The sequence below is a fragment of the Pontibacter diazotrophicus genome (assembly GCF_003367245.1).
Classification (GTDB): Bacteria; Bacteroidota; Bacteroidia; order Cytophagales; family Hymenobacteraceae; genus Pontibacter; species Pontibacter diazotrophicus.
The window spans coordinates 196,277-212,982 of record NZ_QRGR01000010.1 but is presented as its reverse complement, the minus strand read 5'-3'; the positions used below and the strand labels follow the sequence as shown (position 1 = coordinate 212,982).

Below are 16,706 nucleotides of genomic sequence, written 5' to 3'. Positions count from 1 at the left end.
GAGACATGGCGGAAGATCTGCAAAAGCAAAATCAGATAAACATTGAACTGTCAGAGGAGGTAGCTGAAGGCGAATATGCCAATTTAGCGATGATAGCCCACTCGAGCAGCGAATTTGTAATTGATTTTATAAGATTGATGCCAGGTCTGCCAAAAGCAAAAGTCAAAGCAAGAGTTGTTATTACGCCGGAGCACGCCAAGAGATTATTGGCTGCTCTGGCTGATAACGTCAAAAAGTTCGAGGACAGCTTCGGCGAGATAAAGCATGCACAGGAAGCTCCCTCTTTCCCGATGAACTTCGGTGGAACGGTTGGGGAGGCCTAAGGTGCTAATAATTAATGAATTAAAATTTTGAAATTGCAAGGGGATTTATATACCTTTGCAGTCCGAAATTTTGAGTAGAAGAAATCTAAAATTAACAGATTGTAAATGCCTACTATACAGCAACTAGTAAGAAAGGGAAGAGAGAAACTAACATCTAAATCTAAATCTCCTGCCCTAGATTCATGCCCACAGCGTCGTGGCGTATGTACAAGAGTATATACCACAACGCCTAAGAAGCCAAACTCTGCCATGCGAAAAGTGGCAAGGGTAAGATTAACAAACGGTAAAGAAGTCAACGCCTATATCCCGGGTGAAGGCCACAACCTTCAGGAGCACTCGATTGTGCTTATCAGAGGAGGTAGAGTGAAAGACCTTCCGGGTGTACGTTACCACATAGTACGTGGTGCGTTGGATACTGCTGGTGTAAGCGGCCGTCTTCAGTCCCGTTCTAAGTACGGTGCAAAACGACCTAAGCCAGGACAGCCAGCTGCTGCCGCAGGTAAAGGTGGAAAGAAAAAATAATTTATAGAGTACAAATACAATGAGAAAAGCAAAGCCGAAAAGTAGAATTCTCCTTCCCGATCCTAAGTACAAAGAGACCCTGGTAACACGTTTCGTTAACTACATGATGGTTGACGGTAAGAAAAGTGTTGCATACGGAATCTTCTACGATGCTGTAGAAATAGTAGAGCAAAGAACAAAAGAAAACGGTCTTGAAACTTGGAAGAAGGCATTGAACAACATCATGCCGAGTGTCGAAGTGAAGAGCCGCAGGGTAGGGGGTGCTACGTTCCAAGTGCCGACTGAGGTCCGACCGGATCGCAGAGTATCTCTGGGTATTAAGTGGATGATTTCCCTTTCTCGCAAGAGAGGTGAGAAAACGATGAAAGACAGATTAGCAGGAGAGATTATTGCTGCTGCTAAGGGCGAAGGTGCTGCCGTTAAGAAAAAAGACGACATGCACAGAATGGCAGAAGCAAACAAAGCGTTCTCACACTTTAGATTCTAAGCATGGCAACAAGAGACTTATTATACACACGGAATATTGGTATTGCCGCGCACATTGACGCCGGTAAGACCACTACGACCGAACGAATTCTATATTACGCCGGTGTAAGCCATAAAATTGGTGAAGTGCATGATGGCGCTGCAACAATGGACTGGATGGAGCAGGAGCAGGAGCGTGGTATTACCATTACATCTGCCGCTACAACAGTAAAGTGGCCATACAGAGGTACAGAATATCATATCAACATCATTGACACGCCAGGTCACGTGGACTTTACCGTAGAGGTAAACCGCTCTCTTCGCGTACTGGATGGTCTGGTATTCCTTTTCAGTGCCGTGGACGGTGTAGAGCCTCAGTCTGAGACAAACTGGCGCCTTGCTGATAACTACAAAGTTGCCCGTATCGGTTTCGTGAACAAAATGGACCGCTCAGGTGCTGACTTCCTTGCTGTTTGCAAGCAGGTGAAGGAAATGCTTGGTTCTAACGCTGTAGCGCTTCAGTTACCAATAGGTGGTGAAGATAACTTTAAAGGTGTTGTGGACCTGGTAAACAACCGTGGAATTATCTGGAACGAAGAAGATAAAGGAATGACCTTTACTGAAGTTCCGATTCCGGATGACATGGTGGAAGAAGCAGCTGAATACAGAGAGAAACTTCTGGAAGCAGTAGCGGACTATGATGAGCGTTTGATGGAGAAATACTTCGAAGATCCGGAGTCCATCACGGAAGATGAAATCATTGCTGCGCTTCGTGCTGCTACTATTGACATGGCGATTGTTCCAATGCTTTGCGGTTCTTCTTTCAAGAACAAAGGCGTACAGACAATGCTGGACTATGTGATGGCACTTTGCCCGTCACCAATGGACAAAGAAAGTATCACAGGTATCAATCCTGATACAGGCGAGGAAGTAAAGCGTAAGCCAAGTGAGACAGAGCCTTTCGCAGGCCTGGCATTCAAAATTGCTACCGATCCTTATGTAGGTCGTCTGTGCTTCGTACGTGCGTATTCGGGTGTGCTGGAGTCAGGTTCTTATATCTTTAACACGCGCTCTGGCAACAAAGAACGTATTTCACGTATCTTCCAGATGCACGCTAACAAGCAGAACCAGATCGACAGACTGGCTGCTGGTGATATTGCTGCCGTTGTAGGTTTCAAGGACATCAAGACAGGCGACACACTTTGCGAGCAAAACTCAAAGATCGTTCTCGAGTCTATGGACTTCCCTGAGCCAGTAATCGGTTACGCTATTGAGCCTAAAACACAGGCTGACTCTGATAAAATGGGTATGGCGATTGCCAAACTTGTGGAGGAAGACCCAACACTGCAGGTGAATACGGACGAAGAAACTGGTCAGACAATCCTGAGAGGTATGGGTGAGCTTCACCTCGAGATCATCATCGACCGTATGAAGCGTGAATTCAAGGTTGAGTTGAACCAGGGTGCTCCTCAGGTAGCTTACAAAGAAACCATCACCAAAACAATTGAGCACCGTGAGGTATTCAAGAAGCAGTCTGGTGGTCGTGGTAAGTTCGCCGACATCGTGTTCAACATGGGGCCACGTGAGGACGACAAGCCAGGTCTTGAGTTCGAAAATGCAATTGTAGGTGGAGTTATTCCACGTGAATTTATCCCGGCTATTCAGAAAGGTTTCGAAGAGGCCATGAAGAATGGTATCCTGGCTGGCTTCCCGATAGACTCTATGAAGGTGCGTCTGTTCCACGGTTCATTCCACGATGTTGACTCTGATGCCTTGTCATTTGAACTAGCTGCGCGTCAGGGCTTCAAAGAGGCAGGTAAGCAGTGTGCTCCGAAGCTTCTTGAGCCAATCATGGCAGTTGACGTAGTGACACCAGATGAATACACTGGACCTGTTACAGGCGACTTGAACAGAAGAAGAGGTTTGATGAAAGGTATGGATACAAAAGGCACATCTTCAGTAGTAAAGGCAAGCGTACCACTTTCAGAACTGTTCGGTTATGTAACAGATCTTAGAACCATTACTTCTGGTAGAGCTACTGCATCACTTACCTTCTCACATTACGAGCAGGTACCGCAGGGATTAGCAGATGCCATCATTGCCAAATTAAAAGGAACTGCAGCTAAATAGTAGTAAAATAATGAATCAGAAAATAAGAATAAAACTGAAGTCTTACGACCACAACCTGGTAGACAAATCTTCGGAGAAGATTGTGAAGGCTGTAAAAGCTACTGGTGCCATCGTAAGCGGACCAATTCCTCTTCCAACTGAGAAGGATAAATTCACTGTACTACGTTCACCACACGTGAACAAGAAGTCTCGTGAGCAGTTCCAGCTTTGCACTTACAAGCGTCTGGTAGATATCTATTCTACAAGCTCTAAAACAGTAGATGCTTTGATGAAACTTGAGCTGCCAAGCGGAGTTGATGTAGAAATCAAAGTTTGATAAATACAGGAACCATTAAAAAAAGAGAACTGAGAAATCAGTTCTCTTTTTTTATAACTGCATGATTCATAAATATTTTAGGTGAAAGTTATTGTAAGAAAAAATATTTTCTTAACTTTGCACTCCCTTAGAAAACTGAGGGGAAACAATATTCTATATCCATCTTTTAAAAAATTAGTTGAATGCCTGGAATTATCGGTAAAAAAATCGGAATGACAAGCCTCTTCACAGCAGATGGTAAATACACACCCGTTACGCTTATTCAAGCAGGCCCATGTGTAGTTACTCAGGTGAAGACAGTCGAGACGGATGGCTACGAAGCTGTACAGCTTGCCTACGGCGAAAAGAAGCTTAAGAGAGTAACGAAGGCAGAAGCCGGACACTACAAGAAAGCGAATACAACTCCAAAGAAAAGAGTAGCAGAATTCACCATCGAAGAAGGTACTTCTTATACATTAGGAGAAACCGTTGATGTGAACCTGTTCATCGAGAATGAATTCATCGATGTTGTAGGAACATCCAAAGGTAAAGGTTTCCAGGGTGTGGTAAAGCGCCACGGTTTTGCTGGTGTTGGTGGCCAAACGCACGGTCAGCACAACAGGGCAAGGCACCCAGGTTCGATTGGTGCTGCTTCATGGCCTTCAAGAGTATTCAAAGGTATGCGAATGGCTGGTAGAACAGGCGGAAACAGAGTTAAGATTGAAAACTTAGTTGTGTTGCGCGTTATTGCAGACAAAAACCTTTTGGTTGTTAGTGGCTCTGTACCAGGTGCCAAAAATTCTTACGTGTTAATTGAGAAATAAATAATGGAGCTTTCTGTATTAAATATAAAAGGTGAAGATACAGGCAGAAAGGTAACACTTTCTGAGGCTGTGTTTGGTTTAGAGCCAAACGAGCATGCAATGTATCTTGACGTAAAGCAGTACTTGGCAAATCAGAGACAAGGTACGCACAAGTCAAAAGAGCGCGCCGAAGTAGCAGGTTCTACTAAAAAGATAAAGAAGCAAAAAGGTACAGGTGGTGCCCGTGCAGGTAGCATCAAATCACCTCTTTTTGTAGGTGGTGGCCGTGTGTTTGGTCCTAAGCCAAGAGATTATTCCTTCAAGCTGAACAAAAAGCTGAAGCGTACAGCTCGTCTTTCTGCCCTTTCGCTTCTGGCCCGCAACAACCAGGTAGCTTTAGTGGAGGCTTTCTCTTTAGATGCTCCTAAGACAAGCGAATTCAAAGGAATCCTGAACAACCTTCAGTCAACTGGTAAAACTTTACTGGTGTTACCTGCTGTTGATAAGAACATTGTACTTTCCGGTAGAAACCTGCCAAAAGTGAAAATTTCTACAGCGAGCGATATCAATACTTACGACCTGTTGAACACACAGAAGTTGTTATTGGTGGAAGATTCTTTAAATGTATTAGATAACCTCTTTAGCACGAAATAATTATGAACGTTCTGAAAAGACCCATCATTACTGAAAAATTTGCTGCCTTGAATGAGGTAGGCAAATATGCTTTTGAGGTACATAGAAACGCCAATAAAGTAGAAATCAGAAAAACGATTGAGAAGATGTACGGAGTTACTGTAGTGAAAGTAGCTACCATGCGCACCCTTGGTAAAACGAAAACAAAGTATACCAAATCCGGAGCAGTAAGTGGTCGTACTTCTTTGATCAAGAAAGCAATAGTAACCCTGAAAGAGGGTGAAGTAATAGACTTTTACAGCGGCATATAATTAAGTTAAAATGGCTTTAAAAAAGTTAAGACCAACAACACCAGGTCAAAGATTTAGAGTAGCCCCTTCTTTCGAGGAGGTAACAACATCTACTCCGGAAAAATCTTTGTTGGCACCTATCAAAAAATCTGGTGGACGCAATAACTCAGGTAAAATGACAATGCGCTATACGGGCGGTGGTCATAAGAAGAAATACCGGGTAATCGATTTCAAGCGTACAAAACATGGCGTTCCTGCAACTGTTAAAACGATTGAGTACGATCCAAACAGAACAGCACGTATCGCCCTGCTTCATTACGTTGACGGAGAGAAAGCTTATATCATTGCTCCTGCCGGGCTACAGGTTGGTACTGTAGTTACTTCAGGCCCTGGTATAGCTCCGGAAGTAGGCAACTGCCTGCCTTTATCTGATATTCCTCTAGGTACAATCATTCACAACATCGAATTGCAGCCTGGTGCAGGTGCGGTACTTGCAAGAAGTGCTGGATCTTATGCCCAGTTGGTGGCGCGTGAAGCACGCTATGCAACGATAAAGCTTCCTTCAGGTGAGCTTAGAATGGTGTTAGTAAATTGTGTAGCAACTGTAGGTACTGTTTCTAACTCTGACCACATGAACGTGAACCTTGGTAAAGCAGGGCGTAATAGATGGTTAGGTAAGAGACCTCGTGTACGTGGTGTTGCCATGAACCCTGTCGATCACCCAATGGGTGGTGGTGAAGGTAAGTCTTCAGGCGGTCACCCACGCTCACGTAAGGGCTTGTATGCAAAAGGTATGAAGACCCGCAACAAGAACAAGTATTCAGAACAGCTTATAGTTAATAGAGGAAAGAAGAAATAAATGGCTAGATCATTAAAAAAAGGGCCTTACATTGACTATAGGCTCGAAAGAAAAGTAAATGTAATGAACGAAGGCAATAAGAAGACGGTTATTAAAACCTGGTCTCGCCGCTCTATGATTTCTCCGGATTTCGTAGGTCATACCTTCGCAGTACATAATGGTAATAAATTTATTCCGGTATATGTGACGGAAAACATGGTAGGTCATAAACTCGGTGAGTTTGCCCCAACCAGAAACTTCAGAGGTCATATAGCTAAAAAAGATAAAGGCAAGCGATAATCATGGAAGCAGTAGCAAAATTGAATAATGTGCCTACTTCTCCTCGCAAAATGAGATTAGTAGCTGGCTTGATACGCGGCAAAAGCGTAGCAAGAGCCCTGAATTTGTTGAAGTTTGAGGCAAACTCTGGTGCAGAGAGACTTGAGAAGCTTCTTTTATCTGCTTTATCTAACTGGCAGCAGAAAAACGAAGATGCTCGCATTGAAGATGCAAATCTTTACATCCGAGAGATCTTTGTGGACGAAGGAAGAATGCTGAAGCGCCTGCGCCCAGCGCCGCAAGGCCGTGGACACCGCATCAGAAAGCGATCTAACCATGTAACGGTTATCATCGACAGCATGACGGAAGAGCAATTGGAACAACAGCAATCAAAGAAATCTAAAAAAGCCAACAAGTAAGAAATGGGACAGAAAGTAAATCCAATCGGTTTTCGACTCGGCATTATCAAAGGTTGGGATTCTAACTGGTATGGCGGCAAAGACTTCGCTGAAAAGCTGATTGAAGACGAGAAAATCAGAAAATATATACTAGCACGTATTCCTAAAGGCGGTATTTCTAAAATCATTATTGAAAGAACGCTGAAGCGCATCACTATTACTGTTAACACTGCCAGACCAGGTGTTGTTATTGGTAAAGGCGGAGCAGAAGTAGATAAGATCAAAGAGGAGCTTAAGAAGATTACCAACAAGGATATCCAAATCAATATCTTTGAAATTAAGCGCCCTGAGTTGGATGCTAAACTGGTAGGCGAGTCTATCGCGCAGCAGCTGCAGGCTCGTATCTCTTTCCGCCGTGCCATGAAGCAGGCAATTGCCTCTGCACTACGTGTAGGAGCTGAAGGTATCAAGGTGCAGGTATCAGGCCGTTTAGGCGGTGCTGAAATGGCAAGAACGGAGCACTACAAAGAAGGAAGAACTCCTCTTCACACGCTTCGTGCAGATATCGACTATGCTTTGTCTGAAGCGCAGACAGTGTACGGTAAACTGGGTATCAAAGTATGGATCTTCAAAGGCGAAGTTTACGGCAAGAGAGATCTTACTCCTAATGCAGGCTTAGAAAGCGGCAAAGGTGGACCTGGTGGAAATGCCGGTGGTGGTGATAGACGTGGTGGCAACCGTAAGAAAACGGATGGTGCCGGTGGGCCAAAGCGCAACACCAAGCGTCGTCAATAATTGATTGTTAACATTAAGACGTTTTAGAAAATGTTACAGCCTAAAAGGACTAAATATAGAAAAATGCAAAAAGGCCGCGTGAAAGGTCTGGCTCATAGAGGCAGTACTATTTCATTTGGTTCTTTCGCAATAAAATCGCTGGAAGCTACATGGATCACCAGCCGCCAGATTGAGGCCGCTCGTATCGCGATGACAAGAGCAATGAAGCGTGAAGGCCAGGTATGGATTCGTATCTTCCCTGACAAGCCTATTACCAAGAAGCCTGCAGAGGTGCGTATGGGTAAGGGTAAAGGTTCCCCGGAATATTGGGTAGCTGTAGTGAAGCCGGGTACCATCATGTTCGAATCTGATGGTGTTTCTTTAGAAGTAGCTCAGGAGTCGTTAAGACTGGCTGCTCAGAAACTGCCGGTAAGAACAAAATTTGTAGTACGTAGAGATTACGTTGGATAATAGAAAATGAAAAATTCAGAGATCAAAGCTTTGTCTTCAGAAGAGCTGAACGAAAGGCTAAACACTGAGCGCGCCAATATGCAGAACCTTCGTTTTGCACATGCCATATCTCCTCTAGAGAACCCCATGAAAATTCGTGAGGCGAAGCGTAACATCGCTCGCCTGAACACGGAAAAACGCAGTCGTGAATTAGCTAACTCTTAAGACTTATTAAATCATGGAAGAGAGAAATCTAAGAAAAGAAAGAAGTGGTACGGTTGTTAGCAACAAGATGAACAAGTCTATCACGGTAAAGGTGGAAAGCAGAATGAAACACCCGATTTACGGTAAGTTTCTAAAGAAGTCCACTAAATTCATGGCGCACGACGAGAACAACGATTGCAACATTGGTGACACTGTACGCATCCAGGAGACACGTCCGCTTAGCAAGAATAAGAACTGGCGTTTAGTAGAAATAATAGAAAGAGCGAAATAAGATGATACAGCAGGAATCAAGACTATCAGTAGCTGATAACAGCGGTGCCAAAGAAGTTCTTTGCATTCGCGTTTTAGGCGGTACCGGTAAGAAATACGCTTCAATTGGTGATAAAATTGTAGTAACTGTAAAATCAGCTCTTTCTTCTGGAAACATAAAAAAGGGAACTGTTTCTAAAGCAGTTATTGTAAGAACTAAAAAAGAGATTAGAAGAAAAGACGGGTCTTATATCCGTTTTGACGACAACGCTGCCGTTCTTCTAAACGCAAACAATGAGCCACGCGGTACGCGTATCTTTGGCCCGGTTGCACGTGAACTTCGTGAAAAGCAATTCATGAAAATTGTTTCGTTAGCGCCTGAAGTTCTATAACCATTAATTCAGATTAAAATGAATAAGAAAAAACTTCATGTAAAGACTGGCGATACAGTTAAAGTAATTGCCGGTGATGAACGCGGCAAGACTGGCCGCATAACTGCTGTTAACCTAGAGAAGCAGCGAGTAACTATTGAAGGCTTAAACTTAGTAACGAAACACGCTAAGCCAAGTGCACAGAACCCACAGGGTGGCATAAGCAAAGTAGAAGCTCCTATGCATGCTAGCAACGTAGCCCTTGTTGACCCTAAGTCAGGTGAAACAACAAAAGCGGCTACGAGAAAAAACAGCGAAGGTAAAACAGAGCGTTACTCTAAAAAGACAGGAGAAGTAATCTAAGATGGCTACTACAAGATTTAAAGAAAAATACGAGAATGAGGTAGTGCCTGCCTTAAGAGAGAAGTTCCAGTACAAGAACATCATGCAGGTGCCAAAACTCACTAAAATTTCAATCAACAAAGGTATCGGTGCTGCCGTGTCTGACAAAAAGCTGGTTGATATTGGTGTGGATGAGCTTACTACCATCACTGGACAAAGAGCTGTTGCAACAATCGCAAAGAAGTCGGTTTCGAACTTTAAATTGCGTGAGGGAATGCCTATCGGTGCCCGCGTAACACTAAGAGGTGAGAAAATGTATGAGTTCCTGGACCGTTTGCTGACGATTGCACTTCCACGTGTACGTGACTTCAGAGGTGTGAACGATAAAGGCTTTGATGGCCGTGGTAACTATACATTAGGTGTAAAAGAGCAGATCATCTTCCCTGAGATCAGCATCGACAAAGTAAAAGCCATCACTGGTATGGATATTACTTTTGTTACGACAGCTAGCACAGACGAAGAAAGCTACGAACTGTTAAAAGCATTCGGCATGCCTTTCATCAACGTTAAGAAATAAGAAAATGGCAAAAGAATCAGTAAAAGCAAGAGAGCTTAAAAGACAGAAGGCTGTAGCGAAATATGCTACAAAAAGAGCTGAACTTAAAGCAAACGGAGATTACGAAGCTTTAGACAAGCTGCCTCGTAACGCATCCCCTGTGAGACTTCATAACCGTTGCAAATTGTCTGGACGACCAAGAGGATACATGAGAAAATTCGGTATCTCCCGTGTGGTTTTCAGAGAGCTGGCAGTTATGGGTAAAATTCCTGGTGTAACAAAGTCGAGCTGGTAAATTTTTCTTAACATATTAAGAATCATCAAAAGATATTAGTATCTTTGCCCCTCGCTTGGATAAAGCATACGTTATTTTATTAAATCAGAATGAACACAGATCCAATAGCAGATTATTTAACTAGAGTGCGTAACGCTATCAAAGCGAACCATAGAATAGTTGAAATACCATCTAGCAATATAAAGAAAGAGATTACGAAGGTATTGTACGACAAAGGGTACATCCAGAGCTACAAGTTTGAAGACTCTGCAGTACAAGGTACAATCAAGATAGCTCTGAAGTACAACCCTAACACCAAGCAATCTGCTATTGTGAAAATTGATAGGGTAAGTAAGCCAGGGCTGCGAAAATACGCCGGAAGCGAAAACCTGCCACGTGTACTGAATGGTTTAGGCATTGCAATATTGTCTACTTCCAAAGGCGTAATGACAGAGAAAGAAGCCAGCACACTGAAAATCGGTGGCGAGGTGTTATGTTACGTTTATTAATTAGGAGGATAGACAATGTCACGTATAGGAAAATTGCCAATCACCCTGCCAGGAAATATTGAAATATCCGTTGCTGATAACAATGTTGTTACGGTAAAGGGACCAAAGGGTTCTTTATCTACTCCGGTGGATAAAGATATTATCGTGAAGCAGCAGGACAACGAGCTTGTTGTAGAGCGCCCAACTGAGCAGAAGCGCCACAAGGCGATGCACGGCTTGTACAGGTCACTTATCAATAACATGGTGATAGGAGTAACCGAAGGTTATCAAGAAAAGCTTGAACTGGTAGGTGTAGGTTATAAAGCATCCATGGTAGGTACAATTCTTGAACTATCCCTGGGATATTCACACAACATCTACTTAAGCTTACCAGAAGGAGTTTCGGCAACAGCTGTAACTGAAAAAGGTAAGTCTCCGGTTATCACGCTTGACAGTAACGACAAGCAATTACTGGGACAGGTTGCTGCTAAAATCAGATCACTGCGTAAAGTTGAGCCATACAAAGGTAAGGGTATCCGCTTCGTAGGTGAAGTAATCAGAAGAAAAGCTGGTAAGACAGCGTCTAAATAATCATCATCATGTCTACTAATAAGATTACAAGAAGACTAAGAATCAAAAGAGGTATCAGAAACAAAATTTCTGGTACTTCTGCAAGGCCAAGATTGTCTGTGTTTCGCAGTAACAAAGGAATTTACGCACAGCTAATCGACGATACTACTGGTGTGACACTAGCAGCTGCCTCTTCAGTGAAACTTGATGATGCAAAAGCAAATGTGGAGACTGCCGGTAGAGTAGGTAAAGAGATCGCAGCGAAAGCAATAGAGAAAGGTATCTCTGAAGTAGTTTTCGACCGTTCTGGCTACCTGTATCACGGTAAAGTTAAATCATTGGCAGAAGGCGCTCGTGAAGCTGGCCTTAAATTCTAATAATTATGTTGAAGAATAATATACGAAGCGTAAAGGCGAGCGAAATCGAACTCAAAGAGAAAGTAGTAGCCATTAATCGTGTTGCCAAGGTTGTTAAGGGTGGTAGAAGATTCAGTTTTGCTGCCATCGTTGTAGTAGGTGACGGAAACGGCGTAGTAGGATACGGACTTGGTAAAGCCAATGAAGTAACAGATGCTATCGCAAAAGGAATCGATGATGCGAAGAAGAACTTAGTTAAAGTTCCTATTTACCATAGCACAGTGCCACACCCAATGGAGGGTAAATACTCTGGCGGTTTTGTACTAATCAAACCAGCTGCGGCCGGTACCGGTGTTATTGCTGGTGGTGCGATGCGTGCTGTATTGGAGAGTGCTGGTATAAAAGACGTACTTTGCAAGTCTAAAGGATCCTCTAACCCACACAACGTGGTGAAGGCAACTTTCGACGCTCTTTCTAAAATGCGTGATCCTTTGGCTGTTGCCCAGCAACGTGGTGTTAATTTACAGAAAGTATTCAACGGATAATTGAAATGGCTAAAGTAACAATCACTCAGGTCAAAAGTATCATTGGCCGCCCTCAGGATCAGAAAGCGACTATGAAAGCGCTTGGTCTTGGTAAAATAAGCAGATCAGTGTCTGTTGAGAATACGCCTCAGATTGCTGGTATGATAAAAAAAGTTCACAGTTTAGTAGAAGTTAAAGACTTTCAATAATGTACTTAAATTCTTTAAAACCTGCAGAAGGTGCTGTAAAGACCAGAAAAAGAATAGGTAGAGGTACTGGATCCGGTAGAGGTGGAACTTCTACGCGTGGTCATAAAGGTGCCAAGTCCCGTTCTGGTTATTCACAGAAATCCGGATTCGAAGGTGGTCAGATGCCACTTCAGAGACGCGTACCTAAGTTCGGCTTCAAAAACATCAACCGTGTTGAGTATAAAGCCATCAACTTAGATGTATTACAGTCTTTGGCCGAGTCAGGCAATGAAACAGTTTTCAACTTTGATTTCTTCAAAGCACACGGACTGATTCAGAAAAACGATAAAGTAAAAATATTAGGCAGAGGAGAGTTGAACAAAGCTGTAGAAGTACATGCCCATGCATTCTCTGGAACTGCAACATCATCCATAGAAAAAGCAGGCGGCAAAACAGTAGCGCTCTAATCGATCGGTATGAAGAAGTTTATAACAACTATTAAGAACATTTTTGCGATTGAAGACCTTCGGGTAAGGATCTTTAATACCCTTTTCTTCATTGCAATATTTAGACTTGGTTCTTTTGTTGTTTTACCTGGCGTTGATCCTAATCAACTTCAGGCCAACACTGGTGGCCTGTTTGGTTTGTTAGATACATTCCTGGGTGGAGCATTTAGCAATGCATCTATCTTTGCGTTAGGTATCATGCCTTACATATCAGCTTCGATTGTATTGCAGTTATTAACCATTGCTGTTCCGTATTTTCAGAAAATGCAAAAGGAGGGGGAAACTGGTCGAAAGAAAATCAACCAGATTACCCGCGTCCTTACCATTATCATTACTTTAGCCCAGGCGGTAGGCTTTGTTGCCACGCTGAATGCTGAAGCGATAGTGATCAACCAAACGCTCTTCACCATCACGTCCATGATTGTGCTTACTTCAGGTACGATCTTCTGTATGTGGTTAGGAGAGAAGATTACAGACAAAGGTATCGGAAACGGTATCTCTATGCTGATTATGATCGGTATTATCTCCCGGTTTCCGGGCGCTATTTTCGCTGAAGCATTGTCAAAACAGCTGAATGGAGCCTTATTGTTCTTATTTGAAATGTTTGTTCTGTTCTTCGTGGTTATGTCGGTTGTAATGCTGACACAGGCTATCCGAAGAATTCCGGTTCAGTACGCAAAGCAGGTAGGAGGTAGTTCTTTATATAGTGGACAGCGACAGTTTATTCCACTTAAAGTAAATGCAGCAGGTGTAATGCCTATCATTTTTGCACAGTCCCTGATGTTTTTACCTTCTATGGTAGCGTCTATCTGGGCTGATTCTAATGAAACTGCAAACTACATTGGAGCTACATTCTCAGATTTTACCTCCTGGCAGTATAATGTTGTGTTCGGTCTGTTGATTCTGGTGTTTACTTACTTTTACACTGCTATCAGCGTTAACCCGAACCAGATTGCCGATGACCTGAAGAGAAGCGGGGGATTTGTTCCGGGTGTTAAACCTGGCCGAGCAACCTCTGAATACATTGACACTATCTTAACAAGAATCACGCTTCCGGGTGCTATTTATCTTGCATTGGTTGCCATATTCCCCTCTATAGCTATGCTATTGGGTGTAACAAGAGAGTTTTCTCAGTTCTTTGGGGGTACTTCACTCATCATCATGGTTGGTGTTGTGCTGGATACATTGCAGCAAGTAGAAAGCTATCTGCTTATGCGTCACTATGATGGTATGATGAAATCAGGAAAGCTTCGCGGTAGAACTGAGACCATACCTACCATGGCATCTTAGTAAATGATTAATTATAAAACAGAAGAAGAAATAGAGCTTATTCGCCAGAGTGCTTTGATATTGAGCAAAGCACATGGCGAAATTGCTCGTCTTATAAAAGAAGGTGTTTCTACGCTTACGTTAGATAAACGGGCAGAGGAATTCATCAAAGACAATGGCGGCCAGCCATCTTTTAAAAATTACAACGGTTTCCCTTATAGCCTGTGTATATCAGTAAATGCTACTGTTGTACATGGCTTTCCTAGTGCGTACACTTTGAACGATGGAGATATAATTTCTGTTGATGCTGGTGTTTACTACAAAGGGTTCCACAGCGACTGTGCTTATACGCATGCTGTGGGCAACGTTTCGGAAGAGGTGAAAGACCTCTTGAAAGTGACAAAAGAGTCGCTTTATAAAGGTATTGAAAAAGCAACAGTTGGTTCCCGATTAGGCGACGTTAGCTACACGATACAGGAGCATGCCGAAGCGCATGGTTACAGTGTCGTTAGAGAACTTGTGGGGCATGGCATCGGTCAGAATTTGCATGAATCTCCTGAGGTTCCAAACTATGGCCGTCGCGGGCAAGGTATCAAGCTTCAGAATGGTTTGGTTATTGCTATTGAGCCCATGATCAATCTCGGAACCCGGCACATTGTGCAGGAGGACGACGGTTGGACGATTCGAACGAAAGATAAAAAACCTTCTGCCCATTTCGAGCATTCCGTAGTGGTGCGTAAGGATAAGGCTGAGATTTTAACAACATTTGATTATATAGAAGAAGCAAATAAATCATAAATGGCAAAACAGTCGTCCATAGAACAAGACGGAACTATAATTGAAGCTTTGTCTAACGCCATGTTTAGAGTGGAGCTTGAAAACGGTCATCAGGTAGTTGCTCATATTTCCGGTAAAATGAGAATGCATTATATCAAAATTTTGCCCGGTGATAGAGTAAAGTTAGAAATGTCGCCTTACGACCTCACAAAAGGCAGAATTGTTTACCGATATAAATAAATAAAATGAAAGTTAAAGCATCAGTAAAAAAGAGAAGTGCTGATTGTAAAGTTATTCGCCGCAAGGGGAAGCTTTATGTAATCAACAAAAAGAATCCAAGATATAAACAAAGACAAGGATAATTAAATAATAGTATGGCTAGAATTGCAGGAGTAGATATTCCGGATAACAAAAGAGGCGAAATCGCTTTGACCTATATCTTTGGTATTGGTCGTAACCTTTCGCAGAGAATCCTTACTAAAGCCGGGGTGGATCTTGACAAAAAGGTAAAAGACTGGACAGAAGATGAAGCCGGTGAGATCAGATCAATTATTGCAGCTGATCACAAAACTGAAGGTGTTCTGCGTTCTGAGGTGCAATTGCACATCAAGCGTCTGATGGACATCGGAAGCTACCGTGGGTTAAGACACCGTAAGGGTTTGCCAGTACGCGGACAGCGTACCAAAAACAACTCACGTACCCGAAAAGGTAAGCGTAAGACAGTTGCAAACAAGAAGAAAGCTTCTAAATAATAATTGATAATGGCTCAGAAAAGAAAAGATAAAGCTAAAAAGCGTGTAGTTATTGTAGAACCAGTGGGTCAGGTACACATCAAGGCTTCTTTCAATAACATCATTATATCAGTAACCAATAACGTTGGCCAGGTAATATCTTGGGCTTCTGCTGGTAAAATGGGCTTTAAGGGTTCTAAAAAGAACACTCCGTATGCGGCTCAGATGGCAGCTGGCGATTGCGCCAAAGTTGCTTATGACCTTGGAATGCGCAAGGCTGAGGTGTTTGTGAAAGGTCCGGGTTCAGGTAGAGAGTCTGCCATCCGCACGGTACAAAACACTGGTATAGAAGTAACCTCTATCAAAGACGTTACCCCTCTGCCGCACAACGGATGTCGTCCACCAAAACGCAGAAGAGTTTAATTTCAAATTAATTTAAGAAATGGCAAGATATACTGGTCCAAAAAGTAAAATCTCAAGAAAATTCAACGAAGAGATTTTCGGCCCAAGCAAAGCGCTTAAGAAAAAAGCTTACCCTCCGGGGATGCACGGCCGTGGCCGTCGCAAAAAGCAGTCTGAATATGCTATTCAGCTGAATGAAAAGCAGAAAGCAAAATACATATACGGTATTCTGGAAAAACAATTCGCTAACATCTTTGAAAAAGCTCACAGAAAAGGTGGTGTTACCGGTGAGAACCTGTTAGTGTTACTGGAGTCTAGATTAGATAATACTGTTTACCGTTTAGGTATAGCTCCAACCAGAAGAGCTGCTCGTCAGCTTGTGCTGCATAAGCACATCCTGGTTAACGGTGAAATCGTTAACATTCCTTCATACAGCCTGAAGGTAGGTGAAGTGGTAGCGGTAAGAGAGAAATCCAAGTCTCTTGAGGCTATTACTACATCACTTGCTGTGCATAATGCGCGCGCCTATAGCTGGTTAGAGTGGAATGCAAGCGAAATGTCAGGTCAGTACGTAGCTACGCCAGACAGAGAGCAAATCCCTGAGAAAATTCAGGAGCAGCTCATCGTCGAGCTTTACTCTAAGTAAGCAGCATAATCAATTTATAACCTTTAACACTG

At 43.0% G+C, this 16,706-nt stretch carries 32 protein-coding genes; all 32 read left to right on the top strand.

Features of this window, described 5'->3' with window-relative positions; translation table 11 throughout:
* The first annotated feature begins 5 nt into the window (after positions 1 to 5).
* The 32 genes from DXT99_RS11210 (at position 6) to rpsD (ending at position 16,674) form a co-directional block, all read left to right on the top strand.
* The gene (locus tag DXT99_RS11210; RefSeq protein WP_115565640.1) at positions 6 to 323 is read left to right on the top strand and encodes a DUF3467 domain-containing protein; all 318 of its coding nucleotides are present in this window, start codon (positions 6 to 8) and stop codon (positions 321 to 323) included.
* A 105-nt stretch (positions 324 to 428) separates the two neighbouring features.
* Entirely contained in the window at positions 429 to 845 is a 417-nt protein-coding gene (gene rpsL, locus DXT99_RS11205) for a 30S ribosomal protein S12 (RefSeq protein ID WP_115565639.1), read from the top strand.
* 19 nt (positions 846 to 864) lie between these two features.
* Entirely contained in the window at positions 865 to 1,332 is a 468-nt protein-coding gene (rpsG, locus tag DXT99_RS11200) for a 30S ribosomal protein S7 (RefSeq protein ID WP_115565638.1), read from the top strand.
* 2 nt (positions 1,333 to 1,334) lie between these two features.
* Positions 1,335 to 3,440, top strand: coding sequence for an elongation factor G (gene fusA, locus DXT99_RS11195; RefSeq protein ID WP_115565637.1), 2,106 nt, complete (start codon positions 1,335 to 1,337; stop codon positions 3,438 to 3,440).
* 10 nt (positions 3,441 to 3,450) lie between these two features.
* A complete protein-coding gene (gene rpsJ, locus DXT99_RS11190) occupies positions 3,451 to 3,756 on the top strand; it encodes a 30S ribosomal protein S10 (protein WP_007654312.1) in 306 nt (101 codons plus the stop codon).
* 182 nt (positions 3,757 to 3,938) lie between these two features.
* Positions 3,939 to 4,559 (top strand): 50S ribosomal protein L3, encoded by a 621-nt coding sequence (gene rplC / locus DXT99_RS11185; protein ID WP_115565636.1) that lies wholly within the window; start codon positions 3,939 to 3,941, stop codon positions 4,557 to 4,559.
* 3 nt (positions 4,560 to 4,562) lie between these two features.
* Positions 4,563 to 5,192 (top strand): 50S ribosomal protein L4, encoded by a 630-nt coding sequence (gene rplD, locus DXT99_RS11180; protein WP_115565635.1) that lies wholly within the window; start codon positions 4,563 to 4,565, stop codon positions 5,190 to 5,192.
* Positions 5,193 to 5,194: 2 nt separating this feature from the next.
* Positions 5,195 to 5,482: a 50S ribosomal protein L23 gene (rplW, locus tag DXT99_RS11175; protein ID WP_115565634.1), complete on the top strand. Its 288-nt coding sequence runs from the start codon at positions 5,195 to 5,197 to the stop codon at positions 5,480 to 5,482.
* A 10-nt stretch (positions 5,483 to 5,492) separates the two neighbouring features.
* The gene (gene rplB, locus DXT99_RS11170) at positions 5,493 to 6,320 is read left to right on the top strand and encodes a 50S ribosomal protein L2 (protein WP_115565633.1); all 828 of its coding nucleotides are present in this window, start codon (positions 5,493 to 5,495) and stop codon (positions 6,318 to 6,320) included.
* On the top strand, positions 6,321 to 6,599 hold the full coding sequence (gene rpsS / locus DXT99_RS11165) for a 30S ribosomal protein S19 (RefSeq protein WP_115565632.1): 279 nt from the start codon (positions 6,321 to 6,323) through the stop codon (positions 6,597 to 6,599). It abuts the gene before it with no gap.
* 2 nt (positions 6,600 to 6,601) lie between these two features.
* The gene (gene rplV / locus DXT99_RS11160; RefSeq protein WP_115565631.1) at positions 6,602 to 6,997 is read left to right on the top strand and encodes a 50S ribosomal protein L22; all 396 of its coding nucleotides are present in this window, start codon (positions 6,602 to 6,604) and stop codon (positions 6,995 to 6,997) included.
* 3 nt (positions 6,998 to 7,000) lie between these two features.
* Positions 7,001 to 7,771, top strand: coding sequence for a 30S ribosomal protein S3 (rpsC, locus tag DXT99_RS11155; RefSeq protein ID WP_115565630.1), 771 nt, complete (start codon positions 7,001 to 7,003; stop codon positions 7,769 to 7,771).
* A 30-nt stretch (positions 7,772 to 7,801) separates the two neighbouring features.
* Complete coding sequence (gene rplP / locus DXT99_RS11150) at positions 7,802 to 8,221, top strand: 50S ribosomal protein L16 (RefSeq protein WP_115565629.1); 420 nt, start codon at positions 7,802 to 7,804, stop codon at positions 8,219 to 8,221.
* 6 nt (positions 8,222 to 8,227) lie between these two features.
* A complete protein-coding gene (rpmC, locus tag DXT99_RS11145) occupies positions 8,228 to 8,425 on the top strand; it encodes a 50S ribosomal protein L29 (RefSeq protein WP_115565628.1) in 198 nt (65 codons plus the stop codon).
* Positions 8,426 to 8,438: 13 nt separating this feature from the next.
* Complete coding sequence (gene rpsQ, locus DXT99_RS11140) at positions 8,439 to 8,696, top strand: 30S ribosomal protein S17 (protein ID WP_115565627.1); 258 nt, start codon at positions 8,439 to 8,441, stop codon at positions 8,694 to 8,696.
* 1 nt (position 8,697) lies between these two features.
* Positions 8,698 to 9,066: a 50S ribosomal protein L14 gene (gene rplN / locus DXT99_RS11135; RefSeq protein WP_115565626.1), complete on the top strand. Its 369-nt coding sequence runs from the start codon at positions 8,698 to 8,700 to the stop codon at positions 9,064 to 9,066.
* Positions 9,067 to 9,084: 18 nt separating this feature from the next.
* Positions 9,085 to 9,408 (top strand): 50S ribosomal protein L24, encoded by a 324-nt coding sequence (gene rplX / locus DXT99_RS11130; protein ID WP_115565625.1) that lies wholly within the window; start codon positions 9,085 to 9,087, stop codon positions 9,406 to 9,408.
* 1 nt (position 9,409) lies between these two features.
* Entirely contained in the window at positions 9,410 to 9,964 is a 555-nt protein-coding gene (gene rplE, locus DXT99_RS11125) for a 50S ribosomal protein L5 (protein ID WP_115565624.1), read from the top strand.
* A gap of 4 nt (positions 9,965 to 9,968) precedes the next feature.
* Positions 9,969 to 10,238, top strand: coding sequence for a 30S ribosomal protein S14 (gene rpsN / locus DXT99_RS11120; RefSeq protein ID WP_115565623.1), 270 nt, complete (start codon positions 9,969 to 9,971; stop codon positions 10,236 to 10,238).
* 89 nt (positions 10,239 to 10,327) lie between these two features.
* Complete coding sequence (gene rpsH, locus DXT99_RS11115; RefSeq protein ID WP_115565622.1) at positions 10,328 to 10,726, top strand: 30S ribosomal protein S8; 399 nt, start codon at positions 10,328 to 10,330, stop codon at positions 10,724 to 10,726.
* Positions 10,727 to 10,741: 15 nt separating this feature from the next.
* Positions 10,742 to 11,296 (top strand): 50S ribosomal protein L6, encoded by a 555-nt coding sequence (gene rplF, locus DXT99_RS11110; protein WP_115565621.1) that lies wholly within the window; start codon positions 10,742 to 10,744, stop codon positions 11,294 to 11,296.
* An 8-nt stretch (positions 11,297 to 11,304) separates the two neighbouring features.
* A complete protein-coding gene (gene rplR, locus DXT99_RS11105) occupies positions 11,305 to 11,652 on the top strand; it encodes a 50S ribosomal protein L18 (RefSeq protein ID WP_115565620.1) in 348 nt (115 codons plus the stop codon).
* Between the two features lie 5 nt (positions 11,653 to 11,657).
* On the top strand, positions 11,658 to 12,176 hold the full coding sequence (gene rpsE / locus DXT99_RS11100) for a 30S ribosomal protein S5 (RefSeq protein ID WP_115565619.1): 519 nt from the start codon (positions 11,658 to 11,660) through the stop codon (positions 12,174 to 12,176).
* Positions 12,177 to 12,181: 5 nt separating this feature from the next.
* Positions 12,182 to 12,364, top strand: a complete 183-nt coding sequence (gene rpmD, locus DXT99_RS11095; protein WP_115565618.1) for a 50S ribosomal protein L30 — start codon at positions 12,182 to 12,184, stop codon at positions 12,362 to 12,364.
* Entirely contained in the window at positions 12,364 to 12,810 is a 447-nt protein-coding gene (gene rplO / locus DXT99_RS11090) for a 50S ribosomal protein L15 (RefSeq protein WP_115565617.1), read from the top strand. Before rpmD ends, rplO begins: the two co-directional genes overlap by 1 nt.
* A gap of 9 nt (positions 12,811 to 12,819) precedes the next feature.
* Positions 12,820 to 14,139: a preprotein translocase subunit SecY gene (gene secY, locus DXT99_RS11085; RefSeq protein ID WP_115565616.1), complete on the top strand. Its 1,320-nt coding sequence runs from the start codon at positions 12,820 to 12,822 to the stop codon at positions 14,137 to 14,139.
* Between the two features lie 3 nt (positions 14,140 to 14,142).
* Positions 14,143 to 14,916, top strand: coding sequence for a type I methionyl aminopeptidase (gene map / locus DXT99_RS11080; RefSeq protein WP_115565615.1), 774 nt, complete (start codon positions 14,143 to 14,145; stop codon positions 14,914 to 14,916).
* Positions 14,917 to 15,135, top strand: coding sequence for a translation initiation factor IF-1 (gene infA / locus DXT99_RS11075; RefSeq protein ID WP_115565614.1), 219 nt, complete (start codon positions 14,917 to 14,919; stop codon positions 15,133 to 15,135).
* Positions 15,136 to 15,140: 5 nt separating this feature from the next.
* Complete coding sequence (gene ykgO / locus DXT99_RS11070) at positions 15,141 to 15,257, top strand: type B 50S ribosomal protein L36 (protein WP_034256541.1); 117 nt, start codon at positions 15,141 to 15,143, stop codon at positions 15,255 to 15,257.
* Between the two features lie 12 nt (positions 15,258 to 15,269).
* The gene (rpsM, locus tag DXT99_RS11065; protein WP_115565613.1) at positions 15,270 to 15,647 is read left to right on the top strand and encodes a 30S ribosomal protein S13; all 378 of its coding nucleotides are present in this window, start codon (positions 15,270 to 15,272) and stop codon (positions 15,645 to 15,647) included.
* A 9-nt stretch (positions 15,648 to 15,656) separates the two neighbouring features.
* On the top strand, positions 15,657 to 16,049 hold the full coding sequence (gene rpsK, locus DXT99_RS11060) for a 30S ribosomal protein S11 (RefSeq protein WP_115565612.1): 393 nt from the start codon (positions 15,657 to 15,659) through the stop codon (positions 16,047 to 16,049).
* Between the two features lie 19 nt (positions 16,050 to 16,068).
* A complete protein-coding gene (rpsD, locus tag DXT99_RS11055) occupies positions 16,069 to 16,674 on the top strand; it encodes a 30S ribosomal protein S4 (RefSeq protein WP_115565611.1) in 606 nt (201 codons plus the stop codon).
* The last annotated feature ends 32 nt before the right edge of the window (positions 16,675 to 16,706 follow it).